The 25,930-nt window shown below is 50.0% G+C and carries 29 protein-coding genes, 3 tRNA genes and 1 pseudogene; 12 read left to right on the forward strand and 21 right to left on the reverse strand.

What is annotated here, in order from left to right:
* Window positions 1–176 precede the first annotated feature (176 nt).
* From csrA to luxS, 8 genes are all read left to right on the forward strand, one after another.
* Entirely contained in the window at window positions 177–362 is a 186-nt protein-coding gene (gene csrA, locus A7090_RS03925; protein WP_000906486.1) for a carbon storage regulator CsrA, read from the forward strand.
* A 314-nt stretch (window positions 363–676) separates the two neighbouring features.
* Window positions 677–769, forward strand: a tRNA-Ser gene (locus tag A7090_RS03930).
* 3 nt (window positions 770–772) lie between these two features.
* A tRNA-Arg gene (locus A7090_RS03935) sits at window positions 773–849 on the forward strand.
* Window positions 850–911: 62 nt separating this feature from the next.
* Window positions 912–988 (forward strand) — tRNA-Arg (locus A7090_RS03940).
* A 280-nt stretch (window positions 989–1,268) separates the two neighbouring features.
* The gene (gene yqaB / locus A7090_RS03945) at window positions 1,269–1,835 is read left to right on the forward strand and encodes a fructose-1-phosphate/6-phosphogluconate phosphatase (protein ID WP_105273111.1); all 567 of its coding nucleotides are present in this window, start codon (window positions 1,269–1,271) and stop codon (window positions 1,833–1,835) included.
* Window positions 1,832–2,260 carry a YqaA family protein gene (locus tag A7090_RS03950; protein ID WP_105273112.1) on the forward strand — a complete coding sequence of 143 codons (429 nt, stop codon included), beginning with the start codon at window positions 1,832–1,834 and terminating at the stop codon, window positions 2,258–2,260. The genes yqaB and A7090_RS03950 overlap by 4 nt, the downstream gene beginning before the upstream one ends.
* 72 nt (window positions 2,261–2,332) lie before the next feature.
* Entirely contained in the window at window positions 2,333–3,889 is a 1,557-nt protein-coding gene (gene gshA / locus A7090_RS03955; protein ID WP_105273113.1) for a glutamate--cysteine ligase, read from the forward strand.
* 149 nt (window positions 3,890–4,038) lie between these two features.
* Window positions 4,039–4,554 (forward strand): S-ribosylhomocysteine lyase, encoded by a 516-nt coding sequence (gene luxS, locus A7090_RS03960; RefSeq protein ID WP_001130211.1) that lies wholly within the window; start codon window positions 4,039–4,041, stop codon window positions 4,552–4,554.
* Between the two features lie 51 nt (window positions 4,555–4,605).
* On the opposite strand, the gene A7090_RS03965 is transcribed toward luxS, so the two are convergent.
* From A7090_RS03965 to A7090_RS04050, 16 genes and pseudogenes are all read right to left on the reverse strand, one after another.
* Complete coding sequence (locus A7090_RS03965; RefSeq protein ID WP_105273114.1) at window positions 4,606–5,718, reverse strand: AAA family ATPase; 1,113 nt, start codon at window positions 5,716–5,718, stop codon at window positions 4,606–4,608.
* On the reverse strand, window positions 5,715–6,422 hold the full coding sequence (locus tag A7090_RS03970) for an RNA ligase family protein (RefSeq protein ID WP_105273115.1): 708 nt from the start codon (window positions 6,420–6,422) through the stop codon (window positions 5,715–5,717). The genes A7090_RS03965 and A7090_RS03970 overlap by 4 nt, the downstream gene beginning before the upstream one ends.
* Window positions 6,423–6,679: 257 nt before the next feature.
* Window positions 6,680–8,218 carry a multidrug efflux MFS transporter permease subunit EmrB gene (gene emrB, locus A7090_RS03975; protein ID WP_105273116.1) on the reverse strand — a complete coding sequence of 513 codons (1,539 nt, stop codon included), beginning with the start codon at window positions 8,216–8,218 and terminating at the stop codon, window positions 6,680–6,682.
* Window positions 8,219–8,234: 16 nt separating this feature from the next.
* A complete protein-coding gene (emrA, locus tag A7090_RS03980) occupies window positions 8,235–9,407 on the reverse strand; it encodes a multidrug efflux MFS transporter periplasmic adaptor subunit EmrA (RefSeq protein ID WP_105273117.1) in 1,173 nt (390 codons plus the stop codon).
* Between the two features lie 126 nt (window positions 9,408–9,533).
* A complete protein-coding gene (gene emrR, locus A7090_RS03985; RefSeq protein WP_000378447.1) occupies window positions 9,534–10,064 on the reverse strand; it encodes a multidrug efflux transporter EmrAB transcriptional repressor EmrR in 531 nt (176 codons plus the stop codon).
* A 90-nt stretch (window positions 10,065–10,154) separates the two neighbouring features.
* Window positions 10,155–10,490 (reverse strand): L-valine transporter subunit YgaH, encoded by a 336-nt coding sequence (gene ygaH / locus A7090_RS03990; RefSeq protein ID WP_105273118.1) that lies wholly within the window; start codon window positions 10,488–10,490, stop codon window positions 10,155–10,157.
* Window positions 10,480–11,217 carry an L-valine exporter subunit YgaZ gene (gene ygaZ, locus A7090_RS03995; protein WP_105273119.1) on the reverse strand — a complete coding sequence of 246 codons (738 nt, stop codon included), beginning with the start codon at window positions 11,215–11,217 and terminating at the stop codon, window positions 10,480–10,482. The genes ygaH and ygaZ overlap by 11 nt, the downstream gene beginning before the upstream one ends.
* A gap of 118 nt (window positions 11,218–11,335) precedes the next feature.
* A pseudogene (locus tag A7090_RS04000) lies at window positions 11,336–11,530 on the reverse strand (transporter); the annotation flags it as partial.
* A gap of 181 nt (window positions 11,531–11,711) precedes the next feature.
* Entirely contained in the window at window positions 11,712–12,704 is a 993-nt protein-coding gene (proX, locus tag A7090_RS04010; protein ID WP_105273121.1) for a glycine betaine/L-proline ABC transporter substrate-binding protein ProX, read from the reverse strand.
* Window positions 12,705–12,761: 57 nt separating this feature from the next.
* On the reverse strand, window positions 12,762–13,826 hold the full coding sequence (proW, locus tag A7090_RS04015; protein WP_105273122.1) for a glycine betaine/L-proline ABC transporter permease ProW: 1,065 nt from the start codon (window positions 13,824–13,826) through the stop codon (window positions 12,762–12,764).
* Window positions 13,819–15,021, reverse strand: a complete 1,203-nt coding sequence (gene proV / locus A7090_RS04020) for a glycine betaine/L-proline ABC transporter ATP-binding protein ProV (RefSeq protein ID WP_105273123.1) — start codon at window positions 15,019–15,021, stop codon at window positions 13,819–13,821. Before proV ends, proW begins: the two co-directional genes overlap by 8 nt.
* A 354-nt stretch (window positions 15,022–15,375) precedes the next feature.
* Window positions 15,376–16,335 carry a class 1b ribonucleoside-diphosphate reductase subunit beta gene (gene nrdF / locus A7090_RS04030; protein WP_105273125.1) on the reverse strand — a complete coding sequence of 320 codons (960 nt, stop codon included), beginning with the start codon at window positions 16,333–16,335 and terminating at the stop codon, window positions 15,376–15,378.
* Between the two features lie 138 nt (window positions 16,336–16,473).
* Window positions 16,474–18,618, reverse strand: a complete 2,145-nt coding sequence (gene nrdE / locus A7090_RS04035) for a class 1b ribonucleoside-diphosphate reductase subunit alpha (protein WP_105273126.1) — start codon at window positions 18,616–18,618, stop codon at window positions 16,474–16,476.
* Window positions 18,591–19,001, reverse strand: a complete 411-nt coding sequence (nrdI, locus tag A7090_RS04040; protein WP_105273127.1) for a class Ib ribonucleoside-diphosphate reductase assembly flavoprotein NrdI — start codon at window positions 18,999–19,001, stop codon at window positions 18,591–18,593. Before nrdI ends, nrdE begins: the two co-directional genes overlap by 28 nt.
* Window positions 18,998–19,243 carry a glutaredoxin-like protein NrdH gene (gene nrdH / locus A7090_RS04045; RefSeq protein ID WP_069905572.1) on the reverse strand — a complete coding sequence of 82 codons (246 nt, stop codon included), beginning with the start codon at window positions 19,241–19,243 and terminating at the stop codon, window positions 18,998–19,000. Before nrdH ends, nrdI begins: the two co-directional genes overlap by 4 nt.
* Window positions 19,244–19,490: 247 nt before the next feature.
* The gene (locus A7090_RS04050; RefSeq protein ID WP_001295174.1) at window positions 19,491–19,820 is read right to left on the reverse strand and encodes a DUF883 domain-containing protein; all 330 of its coding nucleotides are present in this window, start codon (window positions 19,818–19,820) and stop codon (window positions 19,491–19,493) included.
* Between the two features lie 150 nt (window positions 19,821–19,970).
* On the opposite strand from A7090_RS04050, the gene A7090_RS04055 reads away from it, so the two are divergent.
* Complete coding sequence (locus A7090_RS04055; RefSeq protein WP_105273128.1) at window positions 19,971–20,315, forward strand: DUF2002 family protein; 345 nt, start codon at window positions 19,971–19,973, stop codon at window positions 20,313–20,315.
* A gap of 36 nt (window positions 20,316–20,351) precedes the next feature.
* Here A7090_RS04055 and alaE read toward each other — a convergent pair whose 3' ends face one another.
* Window positions 20,352–20,801: an L-alanine exporter AlaE gene (gene alaE, locus A7090_RS04060; RefSeq protein WP_105273129.1), complete on the reverse strand. Its 450-nt coding sequence runs from the start codon at window positions 20,799–20,801 to the stop codon at window positions 20,352–20,354.
* Window positions 20,802–21,466: 665 nt separating this feature from the next.
* Here alaE and stpA point away from each other — a divergent pair.
* The gene (gene stpA, locus A7090_RS04065) at window positions 21,467–21,871 is read left to right on the forward strand and encodes a DNA-binding protein StpA (protein WP_105273130.1); all 405 of its coding nucleotides are present in this window, start codon (window positions 21,467–21,469) and stop codon (window positions 21,869–21,871) included.
* 46 nt (window positions 21,872–21,917) lie between these two features.
* On the opposite strand, the gene ygaP is transcribed toward stpA, so the two are convergent.
* Both ygaP and A7090_RS04075 read right to left on the reverse strand, forming a co-directional pair.
* On the reverse strand, window positions 21,918–22,442 hold the full coding sequence (ygaP, locus tag A7090_RS04070) for a thiosulfate sulfurtransferase YgaP (RefSeq protein ID WP_105273131.1): 525 nt from the start codon (window positions 22,440–22,442) through the stop codon (window positions 21,918–21,920).
* A 9-nt stretch (window positions 22,443–22,451) separates the two neighbouring features.
* Window positions 22,452–22,751 carry an ArsR/SmtB family transcription factor gene (locus tag A7090_RS04075; RefSeq protein ID WP_105273132.1) on the reverse strand — a complete coding sequence of 100 codons (300 nt, stop codon included), beginning with the start codon at window positions 22,749–22,751 and terminating at the stop codon, window positions 22,452–22,454.
* A gap of 182 nt (window positions 22,752–22,933) precedes the next feature.
* Between A7090_RS04075 and A7090_RS04080 the strand changes: the two genes are divergently transcribed.
* Both A7090_RS04080 and kbp read left to right on the forward strand, forming a co-directional pair.
* The gene (locus A7090_RS04080; protein WP_000508177.1) at window positions 22,934–23,092 is read left to right on the forward strand and encodes a YqaE/Pmp3 family membrane protein; all 159 of its coding nucleotides are present in this window, start codon (window positions 22,934–22,936) and stop codon (window positions 23,090–23,092) included.
* Between the two features lie 83 nt (window positions 23,093–23,175).
* A complete protein-coding gene (kbp, locus tag A7090_RS04085; RefSeq protein ID WP_105273133.1) occupies window positions 23,176–23,625 on the forward strand; it encodes a potassium binding protein Kbp in 450 nt (149 codons plus the stop codon).
* Here the strand turns inward: kbp and csiR are convergent, their stop codons facing one another.
* Window positions 23,626–24,288, reverse strand: a complete 663-nt coding sequence (gene csiR, locus A7090_RS04090; protein WP_105273134.1) for a DNA-binding transcriptional regulator CsiR — start codon at window positions 24,286–24,288, stop codon at window positions 23,626–23,628.
* Between the two features lie 20 nt (window positions 24,289–24,308).
* On the reverse strand, window positions 24,309–25,709 hold the full coding sequence (gabP, locus tag A7090_RS04095) for a GABA permease (protein ID WP_105273135.1): 1,401 nt from the start codon (window positions 25,707–25,709) through the stop codon (window positions 24,309–24,311).
* Between the last annotated feature and the right edge of the window lie 221 nt (window positions 25,710–25,930).

Below are 25,930 nucleotides of genomic sequence, written 5' to 3' on the forward strand. Positions count from 1 at the left end.
CAACGATAAAGTCAGGTTGAAGTTGTGTATATCGGCTAAACTTAGGTTTAACAGAATGTAATGCCATGACTGCTTACATGTAATGTGTTTGTCATTGCTTACTTTTTGGCGTTATATGATGGATAATGCCGGGATACAGAGAGACCCGACTCTTTTAATCTTTCAAGGAGCAAAGAATGCTGATTCTGACTCGTCGAGTTGGTGAGACCCTCATGATTGGGGATGAGGTCACCGTGACAGTTTTAGGGGTAAAGGGCAACCAGGTACGTATTGGCGTAAATGCCCCGAAGGAAGTTTCTGTTCACCGTGAAGAGATCTACCAGCGTATCCAGGCTGAAAAATCCCAGCAGTCCAGTTACTAATCTTTCCGCGTCTCATCTTTATCGGTGAGACGCACCCTCAAAATTTCTCCTTCACTCCATTGTCTTTTCGCTTTACTCCTGTTCATTCAACTTAAGTCTCCATTTTTTGCATTACTGCTATCGGTCAGACCTCCATTTTTCTGTTGATAAAACACTCTTTTTGACGTTTTTACAGACTAATTGCGCGTGAAGTGTGCAAACGATAAAAGTGTGGGAAAAATTGTTTGACTTATAAGTCTCAGAAAGTAATATGTGCGCCACGCAGCGACGATGAGCGATAAACAAGTTCTTCGAAGCACTCGTAAGAGGCGTGTGGTGAGGTGGCCGAGAGGCTGAAGGCGCTCCCCTGCTAAGGGAGTATGCGGTTAAAAGCTGCATCCGGGGTTCGAATCCCCGCCTCACCGCCATTTGCATCCGTAGCTCAGCTGGATAGAGTACTCGGCTACGAACCGAGCGGTCGGAGGTTCGAATCCTCCCGGATGCACCATCTCTTACTTGATATGGCTTTAGTAGCGATATCAAAATCTGCAGTAAAATAAGTTTCCCGATGCATCCGTAGCTCAGCTGGATAGAGTACTCGGCTACGAACCGAGCGGTCGGAGGTTCGAATCCTCCCGGATGCACCATATTCTCCGTAACTTTCATTGATGAAGGTGTGGAAGAGGTAACGGTGATAACCGCAGGCACCAGGGAGGATAACGTTGCTTTAGCAACGGCCCAACGGGCGAACGCCAGTGAGTCATCCTCCCGGATGCACCATATTCTCCAAAAAATTTCCTTCAAAAATATCTCATTTCTAAATAACTATTTTATCCATATCCTGAATATTCTTCTCCTTCTTCATCAGCGACAAAATCAAGCAATTACGCTAAAGTAGCGCCATATTTTTCGATTTGCGAGAAGACCATGTACGAGCGTTATGCAGGTTTAATTTTTGATATGGATGGCACTATCCTGGATACGGAACCGACACACCGTAAAGCGTGGCGCGAAGTATTAGGACACTACGGTCTTCAGTACGATGTTCAGGCGATGATTGCACTTAATGGCTCGCCCACCTGGCGAATTGCTCAGGCGATCATTGAATTGAATCAGGCTGATCTCGACCCGCATGCGCTGGCGCGTGAAAAAACAGAGGCGGTAAGAAGCATGCTGCTGGATAGCGTCGAGCCGCTTCCTCTTGTTGAAGTGGTGAAAAGCTGGCATGGTCGTCGGCCAATGGCTGTGGGGACGGGGAGTGAAAGCGCCATCGCTGAGGTGCTGTTAACGCACCTGGGATTACGTCGTTATTTTGACGCAGTCGTTGCTGCCGATCACGTCAAACACCATAAACCTGCTCCAGACACATTTTTGTTGTGCGCGCAGCGTATGGGCGTGCAACCAACACAGTGTGTGGTCTTTGAGGATGCAGATTTCGGTATTCAGGCTGCCCGTGCTGCAGGTATGGACGCTGTGGATGTTCGTTTGTTGTGAGTGAAGTGTTATCGCTCTTCTCGTTGTTTGCCAGTAGTTTTCTCAGCGCTACACTATTACCCGGCAATTCCGAAGTCGTTCTGGTGGCAATGTTGCTTTCCGGGATCAGTCATCCCTGGGTTTTAGTATTAACAGCAACAATGGGTAATAGCCTTGGAGGGTTAACTAACGTTATCCTTGGGCGTTTCTTTCCATTGTGTAAAACATCGCGCTGGCAAGAGAAAGCTACCGGCTGGCTGAAACGCTATGGTGCAGTCACGCTATTATTAAGCTGGATGCCCGTCGTTGGCGATTTACTGTGTCTGTTAGCGGGATGGATGCGCATCTCCTGGGGGCCGGTAATCTTTTTTTTGTGCCTTGGTAAAGCGTTACGTTATGTTGCAGTTGCAGCAGCTACCGTTCAGGGCATGATGTGGTGGCACTAATTGTAGGCCTGCACATATGGTCACCATTACAGTTATGCTAATTAAAACGATTTTGACAGGCGGGAGGTCAATTTGATCCCGGACGTATCACAGGCGCTGGCCTGGCTGGAAAAACATCCTCAGGCGTTAAAGGGGATACAGCGTGGGCTGGAGCGCGAAACTTTGCGTGTTAATGCTGATGGCACACTGGCAACAACAGGTCATCCTGAAGCATTAGGTTGCTCACTGACACATAAATGGATTACTACCGATTTTGCGGAAGCATTGCTGGAATTTATTACACCAGTGGATGATGATATTGATCATATGCTGACCTTCATGCGCGATCTGCATCGTTATACGGCGCGCAATATGGGCGATGAGCGGATGTGGCCGTTAAGTATGCCATGTTACATCGCGGAAGGTCAGGACATCGAACTGGCACAGTACGGCACTTCTAATACCGGACGCTTTAAAACGCTCTACCGTGAAGGGCTGAAAAATCGCTACGGCGCACTGATGCAAACCATTTCCGGCGTGCACTACAATTTCTCTTTGCCAATGGCATTCTGGCAAGCGAAGTGCGGTGATATCTCAGGCGCTGATGCCAAAGAGAAAATTTCTGCGGGCTATTTCCGCGTTATCCGCAACTACTATCGCTTCGGTTGGGTTATTCCTTATCTTTTTGGCGCGTCTCCGGCTATTTGCTCTTCTTTCCTGCAAGGTAAACCGACTTCGCTGCCGTTTGAGAAAACCGAGTGCGGTATGTATTACCTGCCGTATGCGACCTCTCTGCGTTTGAGCGATCTTGGCTATACCAACAAGTCGCAAAGCAATCTTGGTATTACCTTCAACGATCTCTACGAGTACGTAGCGGGCCTTAAACAGGCAATCAAAACGCCATCGGAAGAGTATGCGAAGATTGGTATTGAGAAAGACGGTAAGCGACTGCAAATCAACAGCAACGTGCTGCAGATTGAAAACGAACTGTACGCGCCGATTCGTCCAAAACGCGTTACCCGTAGCGGCGAGTCGCCTTCAGATGCACTCTTACGTGGCGGTATTGAATATATTGAAGTGCGTTCACTGGACATCAATCCGTTCTCGCCGATTGGTGTAGATGAACAGCAGGTGCGATTCCTTGACCTGTTTATGGTCTGGTGTGCGCTGGCTGATGCTCCGGAAATGAGCAGTAGCGAACTTGCCTGTACACGCGTTAACTGGAACCGGGTGATCCTCGAAGGTCGCAAACCGGGCCTGACGCTAGGTATCGGCTGCGAAACCGCACAGTTCCCGTTACCGCAAGTGGGGAAAGATTTGTTCCGCGATCTGAAACGCGTTGCACAAACGCTGGATAGCATTAACGGCGGCGAAGCGTACCAGAAAGTGTGTGATGAACTGGTCGCCTGCTTCGATAATCCCGATCTGACTTTCTCTGCCCGTATCTTAAGGTCTATGATTGATACTGGTATTGGTGGAACAGGCAAAGCGTTTGCACAAGCGTACCGTAATCTGCTGCGTGAAGAGCCACTGGAAATTCTGCGCGAAGAGGATTTTGTCGCCGAGCGTGAGGCGTCTGAACGCCGTCAGCAGGAAATAGAAGCCGCTGATACCGAACCGTTTGCGGTGTGGCTGGAAAAAAACGCCTGACAGAAAAGAAAAAGGCCACTCGTGAGTGGCCAAAATTTCATCACTGAATTCAGGGATGATGATAACAAATGCGCGTCTTTCATATACTCAGACTCGCCAGGGAAGAAAGAGTTCAGAAAATTTTTAAAAAAATTACCGGAGGTGGCTAAATGCCGTTGTTAGATAGCTTCACAGTCGATCATACCCGGATGGAAGCGCCTGCAGTTCGGGTGGCGAAAACAATGAACACCCCGCATGGCGACGCAATCACCGTGTTCGATCTGCGCTTCTGCGTACCGAACAAAGAAGTGATGCCAGAAAGAGGGATCCATACCCTGGAGCACCTGTTTGCTGGTTTTATGCGTAACCATCTTAACGGTAATGGCGTAGAGATTATCGATATCTCGCCAATGGGCTGCCGCACCGGTTTTTATATGAGTCTGATTGGTACGCCAGATGAACAGCGCGTCGCTGATGCCTGGAAAGCGGCAATGGAAGACGTGTTGAAAGTGCAGGATCAGAATCAGATCCCGGAACTGAACGTCTACCAGTGTGGCACTTACCAGATGCACTCGTTGCAGGAAGCGCAGGATATTGCACGTAGCATTCTGGAACGTGACGTGCGCATCAACAGCAACGAAGAGCTGGCGCTGCCGAAAGAGAAGTTGCAGGAACTGCACATCTAGTCAGTTTAAGCTGAAGAGGCCGGGCAGTTGATATCACCTGCCCGGCTTTTACTACCTGTCAGTCACCCGATATTCCACGCTATGTGCTTCATCAGGTTGAGGAACTTCCAGCCTTGAGGCCATCCGTATCACGACCACTTCAGGAACTGCAAACTCGCGCCTGGCATTTTGCTGTTTCCATTGCGCCCACGGCACTTCCAGATAAACGATTTTTACCCGTGCACCGTAAGCCGTAAACAAACTGATGAGCTGGCTACGCAGCTGGCGGGTAATGTTCGTCGCATTCCAGACGAACGACTTTTTCTGGCGTAAAAAAACGCGTGCCTCTGCTTTGGCCTGTTGCACAATACGCCCGGTGGCAGTTTTGTCGTCCGGGCTGGCATTGATTCGCCGCCGCATATCATCAAGACTGATAACATCCATTCCCTGACACTGGTCACTGATATAGCGATCTTTGCCCATACCCGGTAAGCCACACAGCAAAATAACCTCAAAAGGTTCAGCCTCCCAGGGGACAAAATCGGGAGAACTTTGTTCATGAGTCAGGTAATGCCAGCGTGCGGAATCAGAAACGAACGGGCGCACTTTTCCCCAGCATTGTTGCTCATGGCAAAACAGCTCGAACAACTCGATGCGTTCCAGCATTGATTGCTGATCCGGGCTTTGGCGACCAAGCAGATCGGCACGAGCAAGCAAAGCGAGCAGACGCGTGTCGATGCGCATTGCAGCCGTGAGCAGCAAACGCTCCGGTTGCGGACGTTCCAGTAACCACAGCGGTAACCCATGCAGACGTACCAGCGCAACAATTTGTTCACGCAGCACGAACGGCGTAGGGATATCGCGCCATAAAATGTGTCGGGCCGTCAGCTCGCCCCGACGAGCATGGCCAGGTGACTGAATACGTCCATTTTCTTGCACGGTAGTACTGCGCTTTTCAACATCATGCAATAACGCCGCCGCCCATAAAATTTCTTGCTGCCGGGCGGGGAGTTGCTGGAATTCTGGCAGAGCCACGAGGGCATTAAGCACCATTTCGGTATGTACACCGACATCGCCTTCACCATGATGCTCCGGGTCTTGCGGTGTGTTATGCATCTCCTCAACCCAACTAAAACGCTGGCGTAGTGTCGACCAGCGTTTGTCGTCGGTAAGTTGCCAAATCATGACTGTTCTCCGTAAGCGAACTCATGGGCCATCCGCGCCCGTTGCCAGTGGCGTTTCCAGTGCTCGGTAGTTTTGACATGATTTTTGCGTACATACTTGAAGACGTTATGCGAAAAGTCAGCGACGGAAAACGCGTCACTATTCCGGCTGACAATGCCTTCCAGCGTACAGGGTTGCCCTGTTTGCGTATCCCAGGGATCGAACGCACCGCGCGCATTGGTCAGCGACAGAAAATCACGTTGCCAGCTTTTTTCATCATTCCCCGGCTGCGGGCCGGAAATTTCGGGAACGCAGGGGAAATCAAACAGAGCGGCGTAAAACTGCACCTCTTCCCAGCTCAGCCACATATCCTGGCAGCGAACGGCAAACAGATAAAAGCCCTGTTCCAGCGCGCGGTATTCAATGGAATGAACGGCGTAAAGATTTTCACCAAACAACTCCAGGTCGCCGAGATCATTTTTCAGCAGTTGCCAGCGTTGGCGAATTTTATAGGTCCATGCCGATTCCGTAGGCGCGGCATGGGAACGGGCAAACACGCCGTAGCGGTTAAGACAGTTATTTTCACCGTCGAGTTTTTCTGTGTGCACCAATTGCGTGATGGCCTGTAAATTCTGCCAGTAATCGGCGTTAATGCGGTCATCGCTGGTGGTGCCAGGGGAGAAGGGATAATGCCAGGTTCTCCCATATTTACGTTGGGTATTCATAATAATCCATTATTTTGTGTGTAATAAATGTACGCTCGCGAGGGTGCGAGTTATGGGGTTAAAAGAAAAATGTGAGTATCACCCGCGAAAGCGAGGGCGAAAGAAAAAGAGAATTAACAACCTGAGCGAATGCTCAGAACCGGTTAATGGTGAATGGAAGAGTTTGGAGCGGCGAAAAGATACACCGAATGAGTGGATAAAACAACCGTTTGTAGAATGAGCAAATAAAAAGGGAGCCGTAGCTCCCTTTGACAACCTTAGTGCGCACCGCCTCCGCCGCCACCTGCGCCAAATGGCGGTTTAGCAAACCACACCAGCCCCAGCAAGACGAGGAATATCCCGGCTGACATCCAGAAGATCTCATTGGCAGAAATAATCAGCCCCTGATTGGTGATCTGTTGAGCAATCCAGCCGGAAGCCTGCTGTTGTGTCATCCCCAGCCCTTCCAGTTGACTATACATCGCCTGGGCGTTCGGGTTAAACGGGTTTACCGACTCAGTCAACTGCGCATGGTGCATCGACTCGCGGTTAGTCCACATGGTCGTGGTTATCGACGTGCCGATAGACCCCGCCAGCGTTCGCGTAAAGTTGGAGAGGCTCGATGCCGCCGCCAGTCGTTCCGGTGGCAAACCAGACAGCGTAATCGTGGTCAGCGGCATAAAGAAGCAAGCCACCGCAAAACCCTGGATAAATTGCGGCCAGGCCGACGCGCCAAAATCCATACCCGGTTCAAAGGTATAAGCACGCCAGTAGAAGCAGACTGCATACATAATAAAGCTGAAGGTTACCAGCCGACGCATATCCAGTTTATGTGCGAAGCGACCAATAATCGGCGACAGGATCACCGGAATAATCCCTACCGGTGCAGAGGCCAACCCTGCCCATGTTGCCGTGTAGCCGTAGACTTCCTGCAACAACTGCGGCAGCAGAACAATAGCGCCGAAGTAGAGCATATAGGCGAGGCTGACACATAAGCAGCCGATGGTGAAGTTGCGCGACTTAAACAACGACAGATCGACTATCGGGTTATCGTCGGTCAGCTCCCAGACAATCAGGAAGCAGATAGCCACCACCGCCACCACGGTGAGGATGATAATTTCCTGTGATGAGAACCAGTCCAGCTCTTTACCCCGGTCGAGCATAATCTGCAGGCTGCCGATACCAATTACCAGCAGTGCCAGCCCCACGGCATCAATTCGCCGCCGTTCGGTGCGGGTTTCGCGTCCGCGCAGGGTTTGCAGCGTCATCAACACCACCGCCACGCCAATCGGCACGTTGATGAAGAATATCCAGCCCCAGTGGTAATTATCGCTGATATAACCGCCAAGGATCGGGCCGCAAATTGGCGCGACAATTACCGTCATCGACCACAGCGCCAGCGCGATCGAGCGTCTGGCGGGAGGGTAGTTATTGAGCAATAGACTTTGCGAAAGCGGGATTAACGGCCCGGCGACAATCCCCTGAATCACGCGGAAGAAGATCAGCATATTCAGGCTGCTGGAGACACCACATGCCCACGACGCAATAGCAAAGGCGATGGTTGACCAGAGGAAAAGTTTTACTTCCCCGACGCGCTTTGCCAGCCAGCCGGTAAGCGGGATCGAGATGGCATTTGCCACCCCGAAAGACGTGATTACCCACGTTCCCTGGCTGAGCGATGAGCCCAGGTTTCCGGCGATTGTGGGGATCGCCACGTTAGCAATGGTGGAGTCCAGCACCTGCATGAATGTCGCCAGTGACAGCGCAATCGTCATAATGACCAGTTGCGCGCCTTCCAGCGGTTTTTGCTGTTGCATTACACGCACCTCTGGATTAGCCAGCGTTAGCTTTTACGATATCGTCGATCAGTTTATTGACAGGTGCCAGGCTGATTTCACGCGCGGTGCTTACCGCTACCGGCGTAGAACGTACTTTGTTCGCCAGTACCTGACCGTCACGGTGAGTGGTATTGACGCTCACTAGCGTGGATAAACCGATACGCAGCGGGTATTGCTCCAGCTGTTTTTGGTCCAGTTCAATACGCACAGGCAGACGCTGAACGACTTTGATCCAGTTACCGGTCGCATTTTGCGCCGGAAGCAGCGAGAACGCGCTACCAGTCCCCATATCCAGACCAACCACTTTACCGGTGTATTTCACCTCATCGCCGTAAATATCGGTGGTGATAGTGACCGGCTGACCGATGCGCATATTGGCAATCTGCGTTTCTTTAAAGTTGGCATCCACCCACATATTCGTGGCGGGAACGACCGCCATCAGCGGCGTCGTTGGGCTAATTTGCGCGCCAGGCTGTACCGCGCGACGGGAAACATAGCCGGTCATCGGACTGACAATACGGGTACGTTCCAACGCCAGCCAGGCGTTACGTACTTCGGTGGCTGCCTGTTGCACGGCAGGCTGATCTTCCAGTTTAGTCGCCAGAACCATCGCCTGATTGGCATTGTATTGTTGAATAGCGACGTCAAGTTGCGCCTGGGCGCTGGTGACGGCGTCGCGTGCGTGTTGCAGCTCCTCGCGACCAATCAGGTTGGCATTGCCCAGCGGCACACGGCGGTTGTAGTCACTTTGTGCTTTGGCGAGGGCGATTTTCTGCACCTCAATATTTGCCTGCAACTGTTTGCTGTTAATCATCAGCTGGTGGGTTTGGCGAACGCTGGAAGCCAGTGCAGTTTTGGCTTTTTCAAACGCCTGGCGAGCATCTGTCGGGTCGAGAGTGACCAGCACATCGCCTTCTTTCACAAAATCGGTGTTATCGGCCCAGACTTTCGTCACGCTGCCAGACACCTGAGACATAATTTGAATCTGATTCCCTGCCACGTATGCGTCATCGGTTTCTTCGAAATGACGCAGTACCAAAAACCAATAAATCCCTATCGCTACGGCAATAATTATAAAGAGCAAGGTGAGAAGGAGGAGCAGACGCTTACGTTTGCCGCTCTTCTTTACCGGTTGCTGCGGGGTTTGAGTCTCCGCATTTGCGCTCATATTGTTCTCCACGATCTTCTTAACTCATCGGCTGAGTCGACCTGCTTGCCAAAAAGGCCAGCATGTTGCGATGCTGGCCGGTCATTTTTTCTTTTATAAATCTGGATTTTTGAATGAGATGACGCGTTAGCTCATCGCTTCGAGAACCACACCGTCTTGTTCCATCTGGTCGAGACGGGAGAGCAATTTGCGGGTGATTTGCTCAAGCTGATCTTTTTCTGTTGTGCTGAGCGCGGACCAGAGTTGATGCAGGCAGTTATGCTGCGGCGGTAAAACCTCGCGCAAAAACTCGTGACCTTTTTCCGTTAATTGCAGATACAGGCAACGACGGTCGTTATCGCTTTCACGACGTTCGATCCAACCGCGTTTTTCCAGTTCATCGGCAATACGCGTCGCGTTGGTACGGGATGATCCAAGAGCACAACTCAATTCAGAAGGCTGAATACTGTGGTTTTCCTGAGACTCCAGCGTAATCAACGCCATAAACAACGTCTCGTTAATCCCCTGAGCCTTCAGCATTTTATTGCGGTTCTCCAGCAGCTTGCTTTGCATATGCATGCAAAGACGGGTCAGAAGGATCTCCTGATAAGGAAAATCTTCGTGGCGGCTGGCGCGAAATTTTAGCATTTGTTCAATGGGCGTAAACGAACTATCCATTTGGGTATGACCTCATTAATTTCAGCCGATATAGTAACGACAGTGACAAATAAAGTAAACGTATTGTTTTAGAAAAATAATTCTTGTGGGTTATATAATCGCCATCACTTTCCAGGCGAGCCCATAGGCCAGCGCACTAAGCAGTGTTGGGATAATAATGCTGCGTGTTTTATAGAAACTGACACCCAGTACCGCGAAGCCGACCAGCGTGGGCACGAAACGGCGTGTATCATGCATCACTTCTGGTGCGGTAGAAACAACCAGCAGAGCGCATATCGAGGCGATGCCTATGGTGTCGAGCAAAATACTTACCGCGCCACGTTTGGTTGGACGGGCATTACCCACACGCAGGCGCAGCGGCAAATAGCGGAAGCAATAATTCGCCGCGCCAACCAGTAACCCAAGCAGCAAAACCTCATAGCTCATCAGACGCTCCTTGCCAGAATGTCTGGATTAACGCAGTGAGGCAGCCACAAACAATGCCTGCCAGAATGGCAGCGGGAATAGAAAATAGCGTTACGCCTGCAAGAGCACCAACTAACGCTGCGGTAACGCAAAGAGATTGTTTGCGCTGGAAAGAGGCGAGCAGGAAACTCATAAAGAGTGCCGGAAGCATAAAACCTAATGCTGCTTCAACGGCGGGATAACCTTGCAGCAAGCCGCTGCCGGAGAATGCCCCTATTACCGTACCAAATACCCACGATGACCATGAACTGAAGGCAATGCCGATCATCCAGTTCTCGCTCCAGCGGCGATTATTGCGTACCAGTTTTGCGGTTGCGGCGGCAAAAACTTCATCCGTCAGGCCAAACGCCCACAGGGCAGTTTTCGATTTTTGCAGACGCTGAATAATACGGCTACGCAGTGATGGGCCATACAAAACATGGCGAACATCCATTGCCATGACGGTCAGTGCAGCAACCCACAAACTACTCCCGGCCGCCAGCATCGTGGTAATGACGAACTGGCTCGCGCCTGCATAAATGATGCAGGAGAAAAAAACGCTTTCGAGAGGAGAGAATCCCAGACGGGTCGCATTCAGACCGAACGCAAAGGCCACCGGAATATAACTAATAACAATCGGTAAACTGTCTTTGCATCCTTCCATGAAGGTCGCCGAACCAGGAGCAGGCTGTGGAGTAGGGCTTTCCATAGAGTGTTCGCTTAACGATTGTTAATATTATAAATAGACTGAATATCTTAACCTTATCAGACTGATGGGCTTCTTAACACCCTATAAGTGTAAAGCCACGAAAGCGGTTGCTGATTGCTTAATTTGCGGCTTCCTGACGATGAAAACCTCGCCACCAGACCAGTAAGTTAACCAGGGCAATCGTCGCACCAGCCAGACAAATGCCTGCCCAACCGCCATGTTGCCAGGCTGAGGCTGAAATTAGCGAACCGGCGGCACCGCCAATAAAGTAGCTGGTCATGTAACCTGTAGTCAGGCGACTACGCGCATCAGGGGGACAATAAAGCCCGCTGAACGGGCAGAAAGGGAAAAGTTACGCGCGATGGTGTCGGGCAATGGCTGGGCGTAATAGTTGCTGGCGCCCAGCCTTCAGAAAACGTTTCATCGATTTTCAGCCGGATGAAAACCATCGCTGCAAGTGCTCATATAAGTATTGTCTGCGCGATTATCAATATTTACTTCTGCGCTGCCAGCGCCTCCTTCACCCAGCCATCGAACTGCTGCTGATGGGCTTTGATCCAGCCATCAACGTGGCCCTGAATATCGCCTTCTGAGGCTTTGCCGTCATGCATAATGGCGTTCTGGGCGTTAATATCTGCCACTGGTAACTGCATAATGGCAAATAGTTTCGCTGCTGCTGGATTTTTCTCGGCCCAGGCTTTGTTGGCAACGATATGCATGGTGCTGACCGGGAAGCCGTAATTCGCGCCATTTGGCAGTTTAGTGTCAGCATTTTTATCTCCCGGCAGTGCGGAGAACGGCACCTGCAACCAGACCACATCTTTGCCCGGCTTCAGCTCATTACTCACCCAGTACGGCGTCCAGGTGTAGTAAAACACCGGCTTACCCTCTTTGTAACGACTGATGGTATCGGCCATCATCGCCGCATAGTTCCCCTGATTATGCGTCACGGTATTGGTCAGTCCATACGCGGCAAGCTGGTGGTTGATCGCACCTTCGCAGCCCCAGCCTGGGTTACAGCCGGTTAAATCCGCTTTACCGTCGCCGTTGGTATCGAACAGTTTGGCGATCTTCGGGTCTTTCAGTTGTGCGATGTTGGTGATTTTGTACTGGTCGGCGGTTTTCTTATCGATCAGGTAACCCTGCGCCGCGCCGTTAACAAATACCCCTTCACGATAAAATTTCTTATCGCCACCGGCTGCTTCGTACATGTTGTCATGCAGTGGCGTCCAGTTCACTGCGGTGAAGGTTGCATCGCCGGAAGCAAGCGATGTGTAGCCAACGTTGTAATCTACTTCGCTGGGTTTATTGACGGTATAACCTAACTTCTCCAGCGCGCGGCTGACCAGCAGCGTCTGGAAAGTTTCTTCGGTGATGGTGCTCTGAACGGGATTAACAGTAACGCCTTTGCCCGGCAGATCGGCAGCAAAAGTTTGTGTAGAGATAAGCGTGGCAAACGCTGTCGCAAAAAGTACGCTATGTCGCATTGTTATTCCTTTCTTTGGCAGGGTGATAATGCCCGGCGTCACCGGGCAAGTGCAGAGTTACTGAATGAATGGGCGGGTCAGCAGACCGACAGGGCCAGTGGTGTACCAGCGACGGTTGCCGCGACTGCGTGAGTCACGTCCAACGGCCTGCGTCAGGCGATCGAGGATAATGGCGAGGATCACAATCCCGACGCCGCCAACGGTGGCAAGCCCCATATCCAGACGACCGATACCGCGAAGTACCATCTGACCCAGCCCGCCGACGGCAATCATCGAGGCGATGACCACCATAGAAAGAGCCAGCATCAGCGTTTGGTTAACGCCCGCCATAATGGTCGGCATTGCCAGCGGTAACTGAACTTTGAACAGCATCTGGCGCGGGCTGGCACCAAATGAGCGCGAGGCTTCAATCAGATCTGCCGGAACCTGGTTAATCCCCAGAATAGTCAGACGAATAATCGGCGGCAGAGCAAAGATGATCGTCACCACTACGCCCGGCACGTTGCCGATGCCAAACAGCATGACGATAGGCACCAGATAAACAAACGCTGGTGTGGTCTGCATGGCATCAAGCAGTGGACGAATAATTTTCGCCGCTCGCGGACTTCTCGCCAGCCAGATCCCCAGCGGCAAACCGATGACGATACAGAACAGCAGGGCGGTTAACACCAATGCCAGAGTAACCATTGCCTGCGACCAGGCACCGATAGCGCCGATGGCCATCAGCGAAATCAGTGTTGCCACGCCCATTCCGACCCCGGAAATCTGCCAGGCGATAAGAGCGAAAACGATAATCGCCACCGGCGCGGGCATACCCAGCAGCAGTTGCTGAAAACCGTTAAGGATGTAATCGACCGGAACGCGCACGCCCTGGAAGACGGGACGGAAATGGGTAACGACCCAGTCGATCCCTTCAGTTACCCAACTGTCGAGCGGGATCAGCGTCTTATGGAACGGATCGAGAATATTAAAATGCTCGACGTTTGGTGCAGGCGTACTGGTCAGCCAGTCAGCGCCACCGCCGTCAGTCGGTGTAGTCGCCGGTGTACCCCAGGCGTCTGCGGATTGTGCAGCGCTGTCTGCCGCTGGTGTGGTATCCCACGGATTATGTTGATCAGCCATTGTTTACCCCCTCACGATCTAAAGCGCGCAGCAGCATTCCTTTCGAAATAATGCCGACATACTGTTGGTCCTCGTCGACCACGGGCACTGCACAGGGCGCCTGTCCGACATGGGAGAGCAACTCGCTAAGAGGTGTTTGCGCATCGACCGCTAACGGCGCATCAATCAGTGCAGCATCAAGACCTTGTTGCTGCGTTAATGCGGCTTTAAGCGAATCGATAGACACAGCGCCGACAAACTTATTACCGCGTTCGATGACGTAACCATATTCGCGGTCTTCATCCTGCAATAATTTCAGTGCCGAACGTGGTCCGAAGCCAGGGGTTTTACGAATTAAGCCATTCGGTGTCCGACGGGCAATATCTTTCGCGCTGAATACCTGACTAATATCGACGCCACGGAAGAAAGTACGGACATAATCATTCGCCGGATTATTGAGAATTTCATCCGGTGTGCCGACCTGTACCACTTCACCATTTTGCATAATGGCAATTCGGTCGCCAATACGCATAGCTTCATCGAGATCGTGAGAAATAAAGACGATGGTGCGCTGATGTTTCGCCTGTAATTTTACCAGCTCATCCTGCATCTCGGTGCGAATTAATGGGTCGAGCGCTGAAAAGGCTTCATCCATTAATAAAATATCCGGATTAATCGCTAACGCGCGGGCTAATCCGACACGTTGACGCATCCCGCCAGAGAGTTCATCCGGGTAGCTGTGGGCATAATTTTCCAGCCCGACCTGACGCAGGGCATCAAGGGCTTTTTCCCGGCGTTCTTCGGCGTTAACTCCGGCCAACTCCATACCGAACGCGGTATTGTCCAGCACGGTCATATGCGGCATTAAGGCAAAGGACTGGAATACCATCGCAATTTTTTTTCTGCGCACCTCACGGAGTTCGGCGTCGGATATCTTGGCAATATCCACACCATCAATCAGCACTTGCCCGCGGGTGGGTTCAATCAGGCGATTGAGAAGGCGTACCATTGTGGATTTACCCGAGCCGGATAATCCCATGATGACAAATATCTCGCCTTCTTCAATGGCCAGACTGGCGTCTTTTACGCCAAGCGATAGCCCAGTTTTTTCCAGAATTTGTTCTTTTGAAAGTCCTTGTTCGATATATTTGAACGCTCGCTGAGGATGCTCGCCGAATATTTTATAGAGATTTTTAATTTCTAATTTAATTGCCATGCAATAGAAAGATTCCTGTTATTTGTTTATGTCGATATATTACCCAATGGAAATAGTCACTTTTTTCTACCCTAACATACTGAGAATCTGAGGCAACCCCTGAGAGCAAATGAAGCATGAATATTGATGCGAGCAAAACGCCGGAATTTCCCATGATATAAGGGCTGAGAGCAAATCGAGAAAAGTTGATATTTTTTGTGATAGATAGTGAAAAAACGCCTGAATATTGTGGTTTCAGGCGAATAATGCAACAGAGTATCAGTGTCGATCACCACAAAATATTTACGTGATAAAAAGCTATTTGGTAGGGATTATTTCCCTGCTGTAGTTAGTGATATTTTGAAAAATACCCCGTCAGAAATTCCAGTCTTCATCTTCTGTTTCTACCGCTTTTCCCATCACGTAAGAGGAGCCTGAACCGGAAAAGAAATCGTGATTTTCATCGGCATTCGGCGAAAGTGCGGCGAGGATTGCCGGATTCACTTCTGCCATTTCTGCAGGAAATAACGGTTCGTAGCCCAGATTCATCAACGCCTTATTGGCGTTGTAGCAGAGAAACGCCTTTACATCGTCAGCCCACGTTGTTTCGGCGTACAACTCATCGGTGTACTGCAACTCGTTGTCATAAAATTCCAGCAATAAATCTAAGGCGAAACTCTTCAACTCTTCACGTTGTGCCTGGGAGATTTTTTTCAGGTTTTTCTGGTATTTATAGCCGATGTAATAACCGTGGACTGCTTCATCGCGGATAATCAGACGGATCAGATCGGCGGTATTGGTTAGCTTACCGCGACTGGAAAAATACATTGGTAGCCAGAAGCCGGAGTAGAACAAAAATGATTCAAGAAACACACTGGCGATTTTCTTTTTCAGCGGATTATCGCCGCGATAATGTTGCTGAATAATCTGTGCTTTTCGTTGTAACGGCGCGTTTTCTTCACTCCAGGCGTAGGCGGCATCGACATCTTTTGTCTGGCACAACGTCGAGAAAATCGAACTGTAAGAACGGGCATGAACCGCTTCCATAAAGCTGATATTCGATAGTATCGCCTCTTCATGGGGCGTGAGTGCATCGGGCATCAGCGAAGGCGCACCGATAACATTTTGCAGCGTGTCGAGCAGCGTCAGGCCAGTAAAAACGCGCATTGTCAGCTGTTGTTCTACGGTACTTAATGTCTGCCACGCAGGAATATCGTTAGACAGCGGCACCTTTTCTGGTAGCCAGAAATTGCTGGTCAGGCGATTCCACACCTCCAGATCTTTATCGTCAGATATCTTGTTCCAGTTGATGGCGCTGATACGTGAGAGTTTCATAGATATTCCTTAAAGCCGGACTCATCAGGCTCCGATTTTTGGCAATGTGCACTTTGTTCCTGCCGGATGCGGCCTGAACGCCTTATCCGGACTACAAAATCTTGCAAATTCAATATATTGCAATTCTCTTTCTGTCTATTAAAGCGCACAGGAGACGCAGCCTTCAATTTCAGTGCCTTCCAGCGCCCTCTGACGCAGGCGAATGTAATAGAGCGTTTTGATACCTTTGCGCCAGGCGTAAATCTGTGCTTTGTTGATATCGCGAGTGGTGGCGGTATCGGGGAAAAACAGCGTCAGCGACAGTCCCTGGTCGACATGGCGGGTCGCTTCGGCGTAGGTGTCGATGATCTTTTCCGCGCCAATTTCGTAAGCATCCTGATACAGCGCCAGATTTTCGTTAGTCATAAACGGGGCAGGGTAGTAAACGCGTCCTGTTTTTCCTTCTTTGCGTATCTCTACTTTCGCTACAATCGGATGAATACTCGACGTAGCATGATTGATATAAGAAATAGAACCGGTTGGCGGCACCGCCTGGAGATTCTGGTTGTAGATACCATAACGTATCACGTCGTCGCGCAGCTGCACCCACATCTCACGGGTAGGTAACGTGATACCGCTACGAGCAAACAGTTCGCCAACTTTCTCCGTTTTCGGCTGCCAGTTACCTTGCAGATATTGGCTAAAATATTCACCGCTGGCATAGCGTGACTGTTTGAACCCGGCGAAGGTTTTACCGCGTTCGCGCGCCAGCAACATTGAGGTACGCAGCGCGTGCCAGGTGATGGTATAGAAATAGAGATTGGTAAAATCCAGAGCTTCCGGCGAACCATAAGCGATGCCTTCTCGTGCCAGATAGCCATGTAAATTCATCTGCCCCAGTCCGATGGCGTGCGAGGCGGCATTTCCGGCTTCGATGGATGGCACGCTGCGGATATGACTCATATCTGACACCGCTGTTAAACCGCGTACGGCGACCTCAACCGTGCGGGCAAAGTCGGGGGAATCCATGGTGTGGGCAATATTCAACGAACCTAAATTACAGGAAATATCATGGCCTGTGCGAGCATAGTCGAGATTCTCGTCATACTTTGAGGCGCTATTAACCTGCAAAATTTCTGAGCAAAGATTGCTCATATTTATGCGCCCGGCGATAGGGTTAGCACGGTTAACCGTGTCTTCATACATGATGTACGGATAGCCAGACTCAAACTGGATCTCTGCCAGTTGCTGGAAGAAATCACGGGCGTTGATGTATTTTTTGCGGATGCGTTCATCGGCAACCAGTTCGTCATAGCATTCGCTGATGGCGATATCGGCAAACGGCTTGCCATAAAACCGCTCAACGTCATAAGGCGAAAATAGTGCCATTTGCGCATTCTCTTTTGCCAGATGAAAAGTGATATCCGGGATCACCACTCCCAGCGACAGTGTTTTAATGCGGATTTTTTCGTCGGCATTTTCTCGTTTTGTGTCGAGAAAACGCAAAATATCGGGATGATGGGCATGTAAATAGACTGCACCAGCCCCCTGACGAGCGCCGAGTTGGTTGGCATAGGAAAATGCGTCTTCCAGCATTTTCATCACTGGAATTACGCCAGAAGATTGATTTTCAATACGTTTAATTGGCGCGCCCGCTTCCCGCAGATTCGACAGCAAAAATGCCACGCCGCCACCGCGTTTCGACAGTTGCAGTGCGGAATTTACCGCCCGACCAATCGACTCCATATTGTCTTCAATACGCAGCAGAAAACAGGAAACCAGTTCGCCGCGCTGCTGTTTACCACAGTTGAGGAATGTTGGCGTGGCAGGCTGAAAGCGTCCAGACAGCATCTCATCAGCCAGTTGCAACGCCAGCCTTTTGTCGCCTTGTGCCAGCGTTAGCGCCACCATAACCACTCGATCGGCAAAATCTTCCAGATAACGCTTACCGTCAAATGTCTTCAACGTATAGCTGGTGTAAAACTTCCATGCACCGAGGAATGTCTGGAAACGAAAACCGCTGGCGTGCGCGTGGGCAAACAGCGTAATGACAAAATCGCGAGAGTAGCGGTTAAGAACGTCTTCATCATAGTAACCTTCGTTGACCAGCCAGTTCAGGCGCTGCTGCTGGCTACTGAAGGTCATACTGTTCACACGCACATGCGTTGCCATAAAGGCGTCAACGGCCTGGTGGTCTTTATCGAACTGAATGCGACCCGCGCTATCGTAAAGGTTAAGCATCGCATTCAGAGCGTGGTAATCCATCGTGTCCTGCGTCAGGCGTTCTGCGGTTGTCGTTGCCAAAATTCGGTTACTCCGTTACGAACGTTTTCGATATCGCTTTGCGTACCCATGAGTTCAAAGCGGTACAGCCACGGTACGCCGCATTTTTGAGCAATCACATCTCCGGCGCGGCCATACGCCTCACCAAAGTTGCGATTACCCGAAGCAATAACGCCGCGAAGCAACGCCCGGTTATGCGCGTCGTTTAAAAAGCGAATTACCTGTCGTGGCACCGCGCCAGCCGTACCGCCGCCGCCGTAAGAGGGGACGATCAGGATGTAAGGCTCGTTTACCTGAATCCGTTCCCGCTCATTGAGCGGGATGCGTACTGCGGGCAGCCCCAAACGTTCGATAAAACGCTGCGTATTTTCGGAGCTGCTGGAGAAGTAGAGGAGCGGGTTCATGCACTGGCCGCGTGTGGTGCTGGATGCAGACGGTTGATCATGTCCGGGCGGAAACCAGACCAGCTAAGATCGCCTGCAATCACGACCGGCAACTGACGAAAGCCCTGAGCACGCAACGCTTCTGCCGCTTCAGGAACGCGATCGACATTGATCATTTCAAAATTAAAGCCCCGGTTTTCCATCGCCCGTTTGGTGGCGTGGCACTGAACGCAATCGTTACGAGTGTAAATGGTAATGCGCATGATTCGTATTTCCGTTTAAAATGAAGATACGGCGCGATGATACGCGTCGGGTTGTCTCTCTGTTGATACAGAGATACTAGATGTAGTTTAAAAAAGATTCAACCACACAATATATAGCAAATAATGGTCGGAATTACCCAGGATATGAGCGTGACGGGGTAGGGGGATTTTTGTGATTCACCAGGCAAAAAGAAACCCCGAAGCCAGGCTTCGGGGTCAAAGACGTGTATTTATTCTCATTGTTGCACTACGATTTGCGCATGCTCAACAGTGCGCCGATAAAAATACCTACCGCAGCTGCGGTACCCACGCTACACCAGGGTCTTTCACGAACAAAAGAATCCGCGCAGCCAACGGCATCGCGCGCGGCTTGCTGGACGCGAGTACGACCATGCATTCGCGCTCTGGTTTCTTTTAGTAATGCCTGTGCTTTACTGCGTGCGGCTTCGGCTTCCCCTTTGGCGTCGCTGCCCCAGGACTTCAATACAGATTCGAGGCTGTCAGCTAATTGATTGACATCATTCTGAATATCCTGCACGCCATCATCGACGTCGTTGCGGTTCGGTCGGTTAAACATATGATCCCCTATTAGAATTCGATGTAATTTTAGTGTAGACCATCATTTTCTTAACTGAGGTTCATCGCGGCTTTATGGACTTTTCTGAAAGCGTTGTGAATGCGCAATCAGGTAAGGTAGGCCCGCAGTGGATAATAGTGAGGATCAAATATGTATTTACGACCAGACGAGGTGGCGCGCGTACTTGAAAAAGTCGGCTTTACTGTCGATGTGGTGACCCCGAAAGCTTATGGTTACCGCCGTGGGGAAAATTATGTCTATGTTAATCGCGAAGCGCGAATGGGACGCACCGCCCTGGTGATTCATCCAATATTAAAAGAACGTAGTTCAACACTGGCTGAACCCGCTTCCGATATTAAAACTTGCGATCATTACCAGCAATTTCCGCTCTATTTAGCGGGTGAACGTCATGAGCATTACGGTATCCCGCATGGCTTTAGTTCGCGTGTTGCGCTTGAACGTTATCTGAATGGTTTATTTGGCGAAGCCAGTTAAAGATGCGACTGGCGATGCCAGTCGCGAAAAGAAGGGTCAGGCTTTTACCTGCTGGTAACGGCTGACTTTAAACAGTCGGCGGCAATAATCAAGGAAGTAGCCATAAACCGCTCCCATCAACATCGAAACAACGATGTTTGAACTGACCGCCGCCAAAATCTGGTGCCAGTCTGCGCCTACCACTAACAAGATCGCCACATATACTGGTGACTGGAACGTCACATAAGCCAGGATATCTGCCAGATTTTTTACCCAGCCCGACGTGCTAACTTTGCGTGCCGCGCGCATAAACAGATCGCGGTACATACCGTATGGCCATGCAATTAAGATATTCACCGGAATCGCCACCAATCTGGAATAAAGGGACTGTTCGAAGCTCATTCCGGAGAGGAAAACTTCAATACACATGTTCACGACAGAACAGTAAACAACCATCGCGAACGTATCTGCAACTGCATGACGCAAGCGTGACTGCGGTGAGAACATGCTAATGCTCCTTAATAAAAGCGTAATGGGATGTTAATGGCGGTGAAGGCAGTGGATCTCATTGCCATCTGCATTTTTGCATAGCGTATATCGCTGGTTATAACTAATCAATTAGTGAAAAATTTTTATTTAATCTGATTTTGTAGATAAAATGTTCCGTAGCGGCGCGTTTTTTGTACATTGTGGATTTTTACATGCCAGTATGATTAATTTTTAATTAAATCAATTGGATATGAGCGTTTCTTTATTTTCGCTAATGAAGGTTTTGGAGAGGTAACGCTATAATCGTAGAGAATTCGGTGAATGTAGTGACTTGGTCATTTTCAGCATTTTTTATGCCAGATAATGCGGAATGACAGCAGAAAGCACCAGTGATTGGTGTTTTGTTTTATTCAGTTTTATTGCATTTTTATTCACTTTTGTTTTGTCAGGCTTGCAGAATTGGCGAGCAGAGAGCGCCTCTCAGTTCATTGATAACCGAAATTACTCATCAAAATGGCTAATATATAATCTTGATATTATTCTGAGAGTCTCAGGAAATAACAGCTGAAATAATCTCGTGTAGGACTGTGAATAGATTAAATTTTGTGGAAATATAATAAATGATCGCTTACACTACACGACGAAATACTTTTTTGTTTGGGCGTTAAAAGGTTTTCTTTATTATGTCTGTAATGTTACAAAGTTTAAATAACATTCGCACTCTCCGTGCGATGGCTCGCGAATTCTCCATTGACGTTCTTGAAGAAATGCTTGAAAAATTCAGGGTTGTCACTAAAGAAAGACGTGAAGAAGAAGAACAGCAGCAGCGTGAACTGGCAGAGCGCCAGGAAAAAATTAGCACCTGGCTGGAGCTGATGCAAGCAGACGGAATTAACCCGGAAGAGTTATTTAGTAATAGCTCTGCTGCTGCCCCACGTGCTGGTAAAAAACGCCAGCCGCGTCCGGCGAAATATAAATTCACCGATGTTAACGGTGAAACTAAAACCTGGACCGGTCAGGGCCGTACGCCGAAGCCAATTGCTCAGGCGCTGGCAGAAGGTAAATCTCTCGACGATTTCCTGATCTAATTACTGAAGCCGGATGTCGCTGCTATGGCGCGTCCGGCGTCGCTTCTCAAGCTCGCTGGTTCCACGGCATCTTATCCAACAACCTTGCCATCCCACAAAAGCCGCTGATTCCTGCAAGCAATAATCCGGCTCCGACAAAACCACTTAATAAGAAGAAACTGCTATTTACGGTATAACCCAGTACAACCCCGATTAATATTAAACCACCCGCGGCGATCTGCACCTGACGCATTAACGGCAAGGGGTGCGATTTATTTACTGCTACTGGCAATCCTGCTTTTTTCCAGCCATCAATCCCATCTTCGAGTAAAAAGATTTCTGCGGGGGCGGCAATCGCTGCTAATTTATCAGCGTTATTACTGGTGCGTTTACCTGCCTGGCAGTGGAATATAATTTGCTCGCTACGTAATTTAGCCGGAAAACCTGACTGTTCGATCACGGATAATGGAGCTAGATCTGCTTCAGGAATATGTTCACGAAGATATTCATCAGCATCACGAATATCGATTAACTTTGCGCCGCGTGCGATTAATTCTTGTGCATCATTCGGCGAAATGATTGTCAAAGCCATAGTGACTCCTTACGGACAATAGACATTTTTCAGGGTGGCGATAATGGTATTTACCGCCTCATTTTTAATGAAATATAGAATGCGTTGGGCATCCCGTTGGCTGTCGATAAGCCCTTCGTCCCGCATTCGAGCGAGATGCTGTGATGTAGCAGAGGCACTTAGTCCGGTAATGCGCGTCAGTTCTCCCGCGCTGGTGCCGGGTGAACCGCTAAGCATGCACAGAATCAGCAACCGTTTGGGGTGGCTCATTGCTTTCAATAAGGCTGCAGCCTGTTCGGCTCTGGCCTGTAATTGCGCGAGTTCAGTCATATTTATTTAAAGAGTTACTAAATTAAGTAAAATCTAAACTAAAAATTCAACATATACCAGCATCCCCAGCGTAAATGAGAGTAAAAGCGTAAGTTGAAACTGGCAGGTTCCGCTAAAATCACTATGCTTAAGAGATAAAATCTCTTTTTAAACAATGAGTAATTTTCTTATAGGGAGTACATATGGGTTTCTGGAGAATCGTCATCACCATCATTCTGCCGCCGCTCGGCGTGCTGCTCGGTAAAGGGTTCGGTTGGGCGTTCATTATTAATATTCTGCTGACACTGCTTGGGTATATCCCCGGTTTGATTCACGCGTTCTGGGTGCAAACCCGCGATTAAACCTGTGCTTACCCCTGCAACGTTAACGCGCCGCGTTCCTCTGCTACACTTTCTGAGTGTTTCCTTTAACAAATGAGGTAACTATGGGTCTGTTCAATTTTGTGAAAGATGCCGGAGAAAAACTCTGGGACGCGGTTACAGGTCAGCACGATAAAGACGATCAAGCGAAGAAGGTGCAGGAGCATCTGAACAAAACCGGTATACCTGATGCCGATAAAGTGAATATTCAAATTGTCGACGGCAAAGCGACGGTCACTGGTGACGGCTTAAGTCAGGAGGCGAAAGAGAAAATCCTTGTTGCGGTGGGGAATATTTCCGGTATTGCCAGTGTCGATGATCAGGTAAACACCGCGACGCCAGCCACTGCCAGCCAGTTTTATACCGTTAAATCTGGCGACACTCTGAGTGCCATTTCCAAACAGGTCTACGGTAACGCCAGTCTCTACAATAAAATCTTCGAAGCGAATAAACCGATGCTAAAAAGCCCGGATAGAATTTACCCGGGGCAAGTGTTGCGTATTCCTGAAGAGTAGTTAATTACCTGCCATCGCCTGCTGGATAATGGGAATTGGCGTCAGTAAATGTTGGCGCATTAACTCACTGGCGCGTGTGGTATCCCGCGCCAGTACCGCCGCCGTCAGGGTCTGGTGCTGATCGTATTTATCTTCCAGCATTTCCACAGAAAGTACCGTTCGCCGCAGCCAGATGAATCGATAACGCGCCGCCAGATCAAATAACCGTTCACGCATTTGCAGCAAATAGTGAGAACCACAGCCCGCCACAATTGCAGTATGAAACGCCTGATGACGCAAATCCCACTCATCAAGCATTTTCTCACTGGCGTCACAGGCTTCAAGCTTACTGAGCAGATGCGCTTTTGCGAGAACATCTGCCTCCCACTCATCACCACCGCGGGCAATCGCCAGACTGACCAGCATTGCTTCCATATTGGCGCGGGCGTCGAAAATATCGAGCAGTTGCTGCACTGACATAGAGGCCACCCGATACCCTTTTTGGTTTACCACCGTGACCAGTTGTTCTGCCACCAGTTGCGAAAGCGCTTCCCGCAACGGCCCAACGCCAAGTGCATAACGCGATGTCAGCAAACTCATCCGTAATTTTTCATCCGGATGAAAATTGCCGCGAATAATATCGTTCTTCAGCCAGCGATAGCCATCCAGAGACGTAATGGTCATGGTGTGACTCCTGATCATTATCAGCGCGTGTTATGAACGGGCGTTTTTTGCCACAATATCAGCTTGTTCCAGTGCGCCATAATTGGCACGGTACAGATAATTCCTATCGCTAATAAGCTGGTAGCGATTACTTCTAATTGTTGCGCCGGACGGAATAACATGACTACCAACACAAAGGTAATAAAGCCAATGACCAGCCAGGTGAGCCACGGATAAAGCCACATCCGCAGGCGAATTTCGCTTCCTTTTGCTCGCAGAATTTTGCGCATCCGCAATTGTGAAACGGCGATGACTAAATAAACCAGCAGGGCGATAGCACCGGAGCTGTCGATGAGGAATTTAAACACTTTCGCTGGTGCGTAATAGTTCACTACCACCGTTAAGAACGCCGCGCCGGTCGAGAGTAAGACCGCCACATACGGTGTTTTGTTACGGTTGATTTTCCCCATTACCGCGGGTGCATCACCGCGACGGCTTAAGGAGTAGAGCATCCTTGATGCGGTATACAGAGCCGAGTTCAGGCAACTGGTTACGGAAAGCAATATCACGCAGTCCATGATTAATTTCGCGTGGGGAATATTGAGTAATTCCAGCACCGAGCGATAAGAACCGACAGCTTTCAGCCCAGGCATATTCCACGGTATTAACGCAACGACGACGAAAATAGAGCACAAATAGAAGATAGAAATACGCCAGATAACCGAGTTAGTGGCGCGGACAATGTGTTTTTCTGGCGTGTCGGATTCCGCTGCCGCAATAGTGACAATTTCTGCGCCCATAAACGAGAACATGGTGATCAGCATCGCGCTTAATACCGCGCCGAAGCCGTTCGGCATAAAGCCGCCGCTATCCCATAATCTTGAAATACCGCTCACGTCGGCATATGGGTAAAAACCGCTGATTGCTACTGCACCAAGGAAAATAAACGCCAGAATAGCGATGACTTTGCACAGCGCCAGCCAGAACTCAAATTCGCCGTAGTTTTTGACGCTTAATAAATTGCTGCCGGTTAAGGCGAGGGTAATGACGAGGGAAAATAACCAGATGGGAATGCCAGGAACCCAGGAGTGTAGGATCATGGCGGCGATGTTGGCTTCCAGTGGGATCACCAGTACCCAAAACCACCAGTACAGCCAGCCGATGGTATAGCCCGCCCAGCGACCAATGGCTTTGTCGGCATAGGTGGAAAACGAACCGGTATCGGGCGTGGCAACCGCCATTTCTGCCAGCATTCGCATAATCATAACCACCAGTAATCCGGCGAACAGATAGGCCAGCAATACAGCCGGTCCCGCTTCGGCGATGGCGACGCTGGAACCAACAAACAGACTTGCGCCGATAACACCGGCAATAGATAACATGGTGACGTGGCGTGATTTCAGCCCGCCGCCTAACTCATGTGATTGCGATGATTGCCCCATCCTGAATCCTCTCGAAAGTGTGTCACTTGGGAGAGCGCCCCGACATTTCCCGCGTCGGGTCACGCGTATAATGGTTATTGATTCTTTTTGCCGGAGAGCGGCTCCGCCTTATCCGACCTGCATGTTCATTTCGTAGGCCGGACAAGACGTGCAGCGTCGCCTCCGGCATTCGTGCGCCGATTGTCGGATGCGGCGTAAACGCCTTATCCGACCTACAGGTC

This window comes from Escherichia sp. MOD1-EC7003, from assembly GCF_002965065.1.
Taxonomy (GTDB): Bacteria; Pseudomonadota; Gammaproteobacteria; order Enterobacterales; family Enterobacteriaceae; genus Escherichia.

Coding starts and splice junctions, on each gene's coding strand:
- csrA (WP_000906486.1), top strand. CDS start 177: ATGCTGATTCTGACTCGTCGAGTTGGTGAGACCCTCATGATTGGGGAT.
- yqaB (WP_105273111.1), top strand. CDS start 1,269: ATGTACGAGCGTTATGCAGGTTTAATTTTTGATATGGATGGCACTATC.
- luxS (WP_001130211.1), top strand. CDS start 4,039: ATGCCGTTGTTAGATAGCTTCACAGTCGATCATACCCGGATGGAAGCG.
- A7090_RS03965 (WP_105273114.1), bottom strand. CDS start 5,718: ATGATTTGGCAACTTACCGACGACAAACGCTGGTCGACACTACGCCAG.
- A7090_RS03970 (WP_105273115.1), bottom strand. CDS start 6,422: ATGAATACCCAACGTAAATATGGGAGAACCTGGCATTATCCCTTCTCC.
- emrB (WP_105273116.1), bottom strand. CDS start 8,218: ATGCAACAGCAAAAACCGCTGGAAGGCGCGCAACTGGTCATTATGACG.
- emrA (WP_105273117.1), bottom strand. CDS start 9,407: ATGAGCGCAAATGCGGAGACTCAAACCCCGCAGCAACCGGTAAAGAAG.
- emrR (WP_000378447.1), bottom strand. CDS start 10,064: ATGGATAGTTCGTTTACGCCCATTGAACAAATGCTAAAATTTCGCGCC.
- ygaH (WP_105273118.1), bottom strand. CDS start 10,490: ATGAGCTATGAGGTTTTGCTGCTTGGGTTACTGGTTGGCGCGGCGAAT.
- ygaZ (WP_105273119.1), bottom strand. CDS start 11,217: ATGGAAAGCCCTACTCCACAGCCTGCTCCTGGTTCGGCGACCTTCATG.
- proX (WP_105273121.1), bottom strand. CDS start 12,704: ATGCGACATAGCGTACTTTTTGCGACAGCGTTTGCCACGCTTATCTCT.
- proW (WP_105273122.1), bottom strand. CDS start 13,826: ATGGCTGATCAACATAATCCGTGGGATACCACACCAGCGGCAGACAGC.
- proV (WP_105273123.1), bottom strand. CDS start 15,021: ATGGCAATTAAATTAGAAATTAAAAATCTCTATAAAATATTCGGCGAG.
- nrdF (WP_105273125.1), bottom strand. CDS start 16,335: ATGAAACTCTCACGTATCAGCGCCATCAACTGGAACAAGATATCTGAC.
- nrdI (WP_105273127.1), bottom strand. CDS start 19,001: ATGAACCCGCTCCTCTACTTCTCCAGCAGCTCCGAAAATACGCAGCGT.
- nrdH (WP_069905572.1), bottom strand. CDS start 19,243: ATGCGCATTACCATTTACACTCGTAACGATTGCGTTCAGTGCCACGCC.
- A7090_RS04050 (WP_001295174.1), bottom strand. CDS start 19,820: ATGTTTAACCGACCGAACCGCAACGACGTCGATGATGGCGTGCAGGAT.
- A7090_RS04055 (WP_105273128.1), top strand. CDS start 19,971: ATGTATTTACGACCAGACGAGGTGGCGCGCGTACTTGAAAAAGTCGGC.
- alaE (WP_105273129.1), bottom strand. CDS start 20,801: ATGTTCTCACCGCAGTCACGCTTGCGTCATGCAGTTGCAGATACGTTC.
- stpA (WP_105273130.1), top strand. CDS start 21,467: ATGTCTGTAATGTTACAAAGTTTAAATAACATTCGCACTCTCCGTGCG.
- ygaP (WP_105273131.1), bottom strand. CDS start 22,442: ATGGCTTTGACAATCATTTCGCCGAATGATGCACAAGAATTAATCGCA.
- A7090_RS04075 (WP_105273132.1), bottom strand. CDS start 22,751: ATGACTGAACTCGCGCAATTACAGGCCAGAGCCGAACAGGCTGCAGCC.
- A7090_RS04080 (WP_000508177.1), top strand. CDS start 22,934: ATGGGTTTCTGGAGAATCGTCATCACCATCATTCTGCCGCCGCTCGGC.
- kbp (WP_105273133.1), top strand. CDS start 23,176: ATGGGTCTGTTCAATTTTGTGAAAGATGCCGGAGAAAAACTCTGGGAC.
- csiR (WP_105273134.1), bottom strand. CDS start 24,288: ATGACCATTACGTCTCTGGATGGCTATCGCTGGCTGAAGAACGATATT.
- gabP (WP_105273135.1), bottom strand. CDS start 25,709: ATGGGGCAATCATCGCAATCACATGAGTTAGGCGGCGGGCTGAAATCA.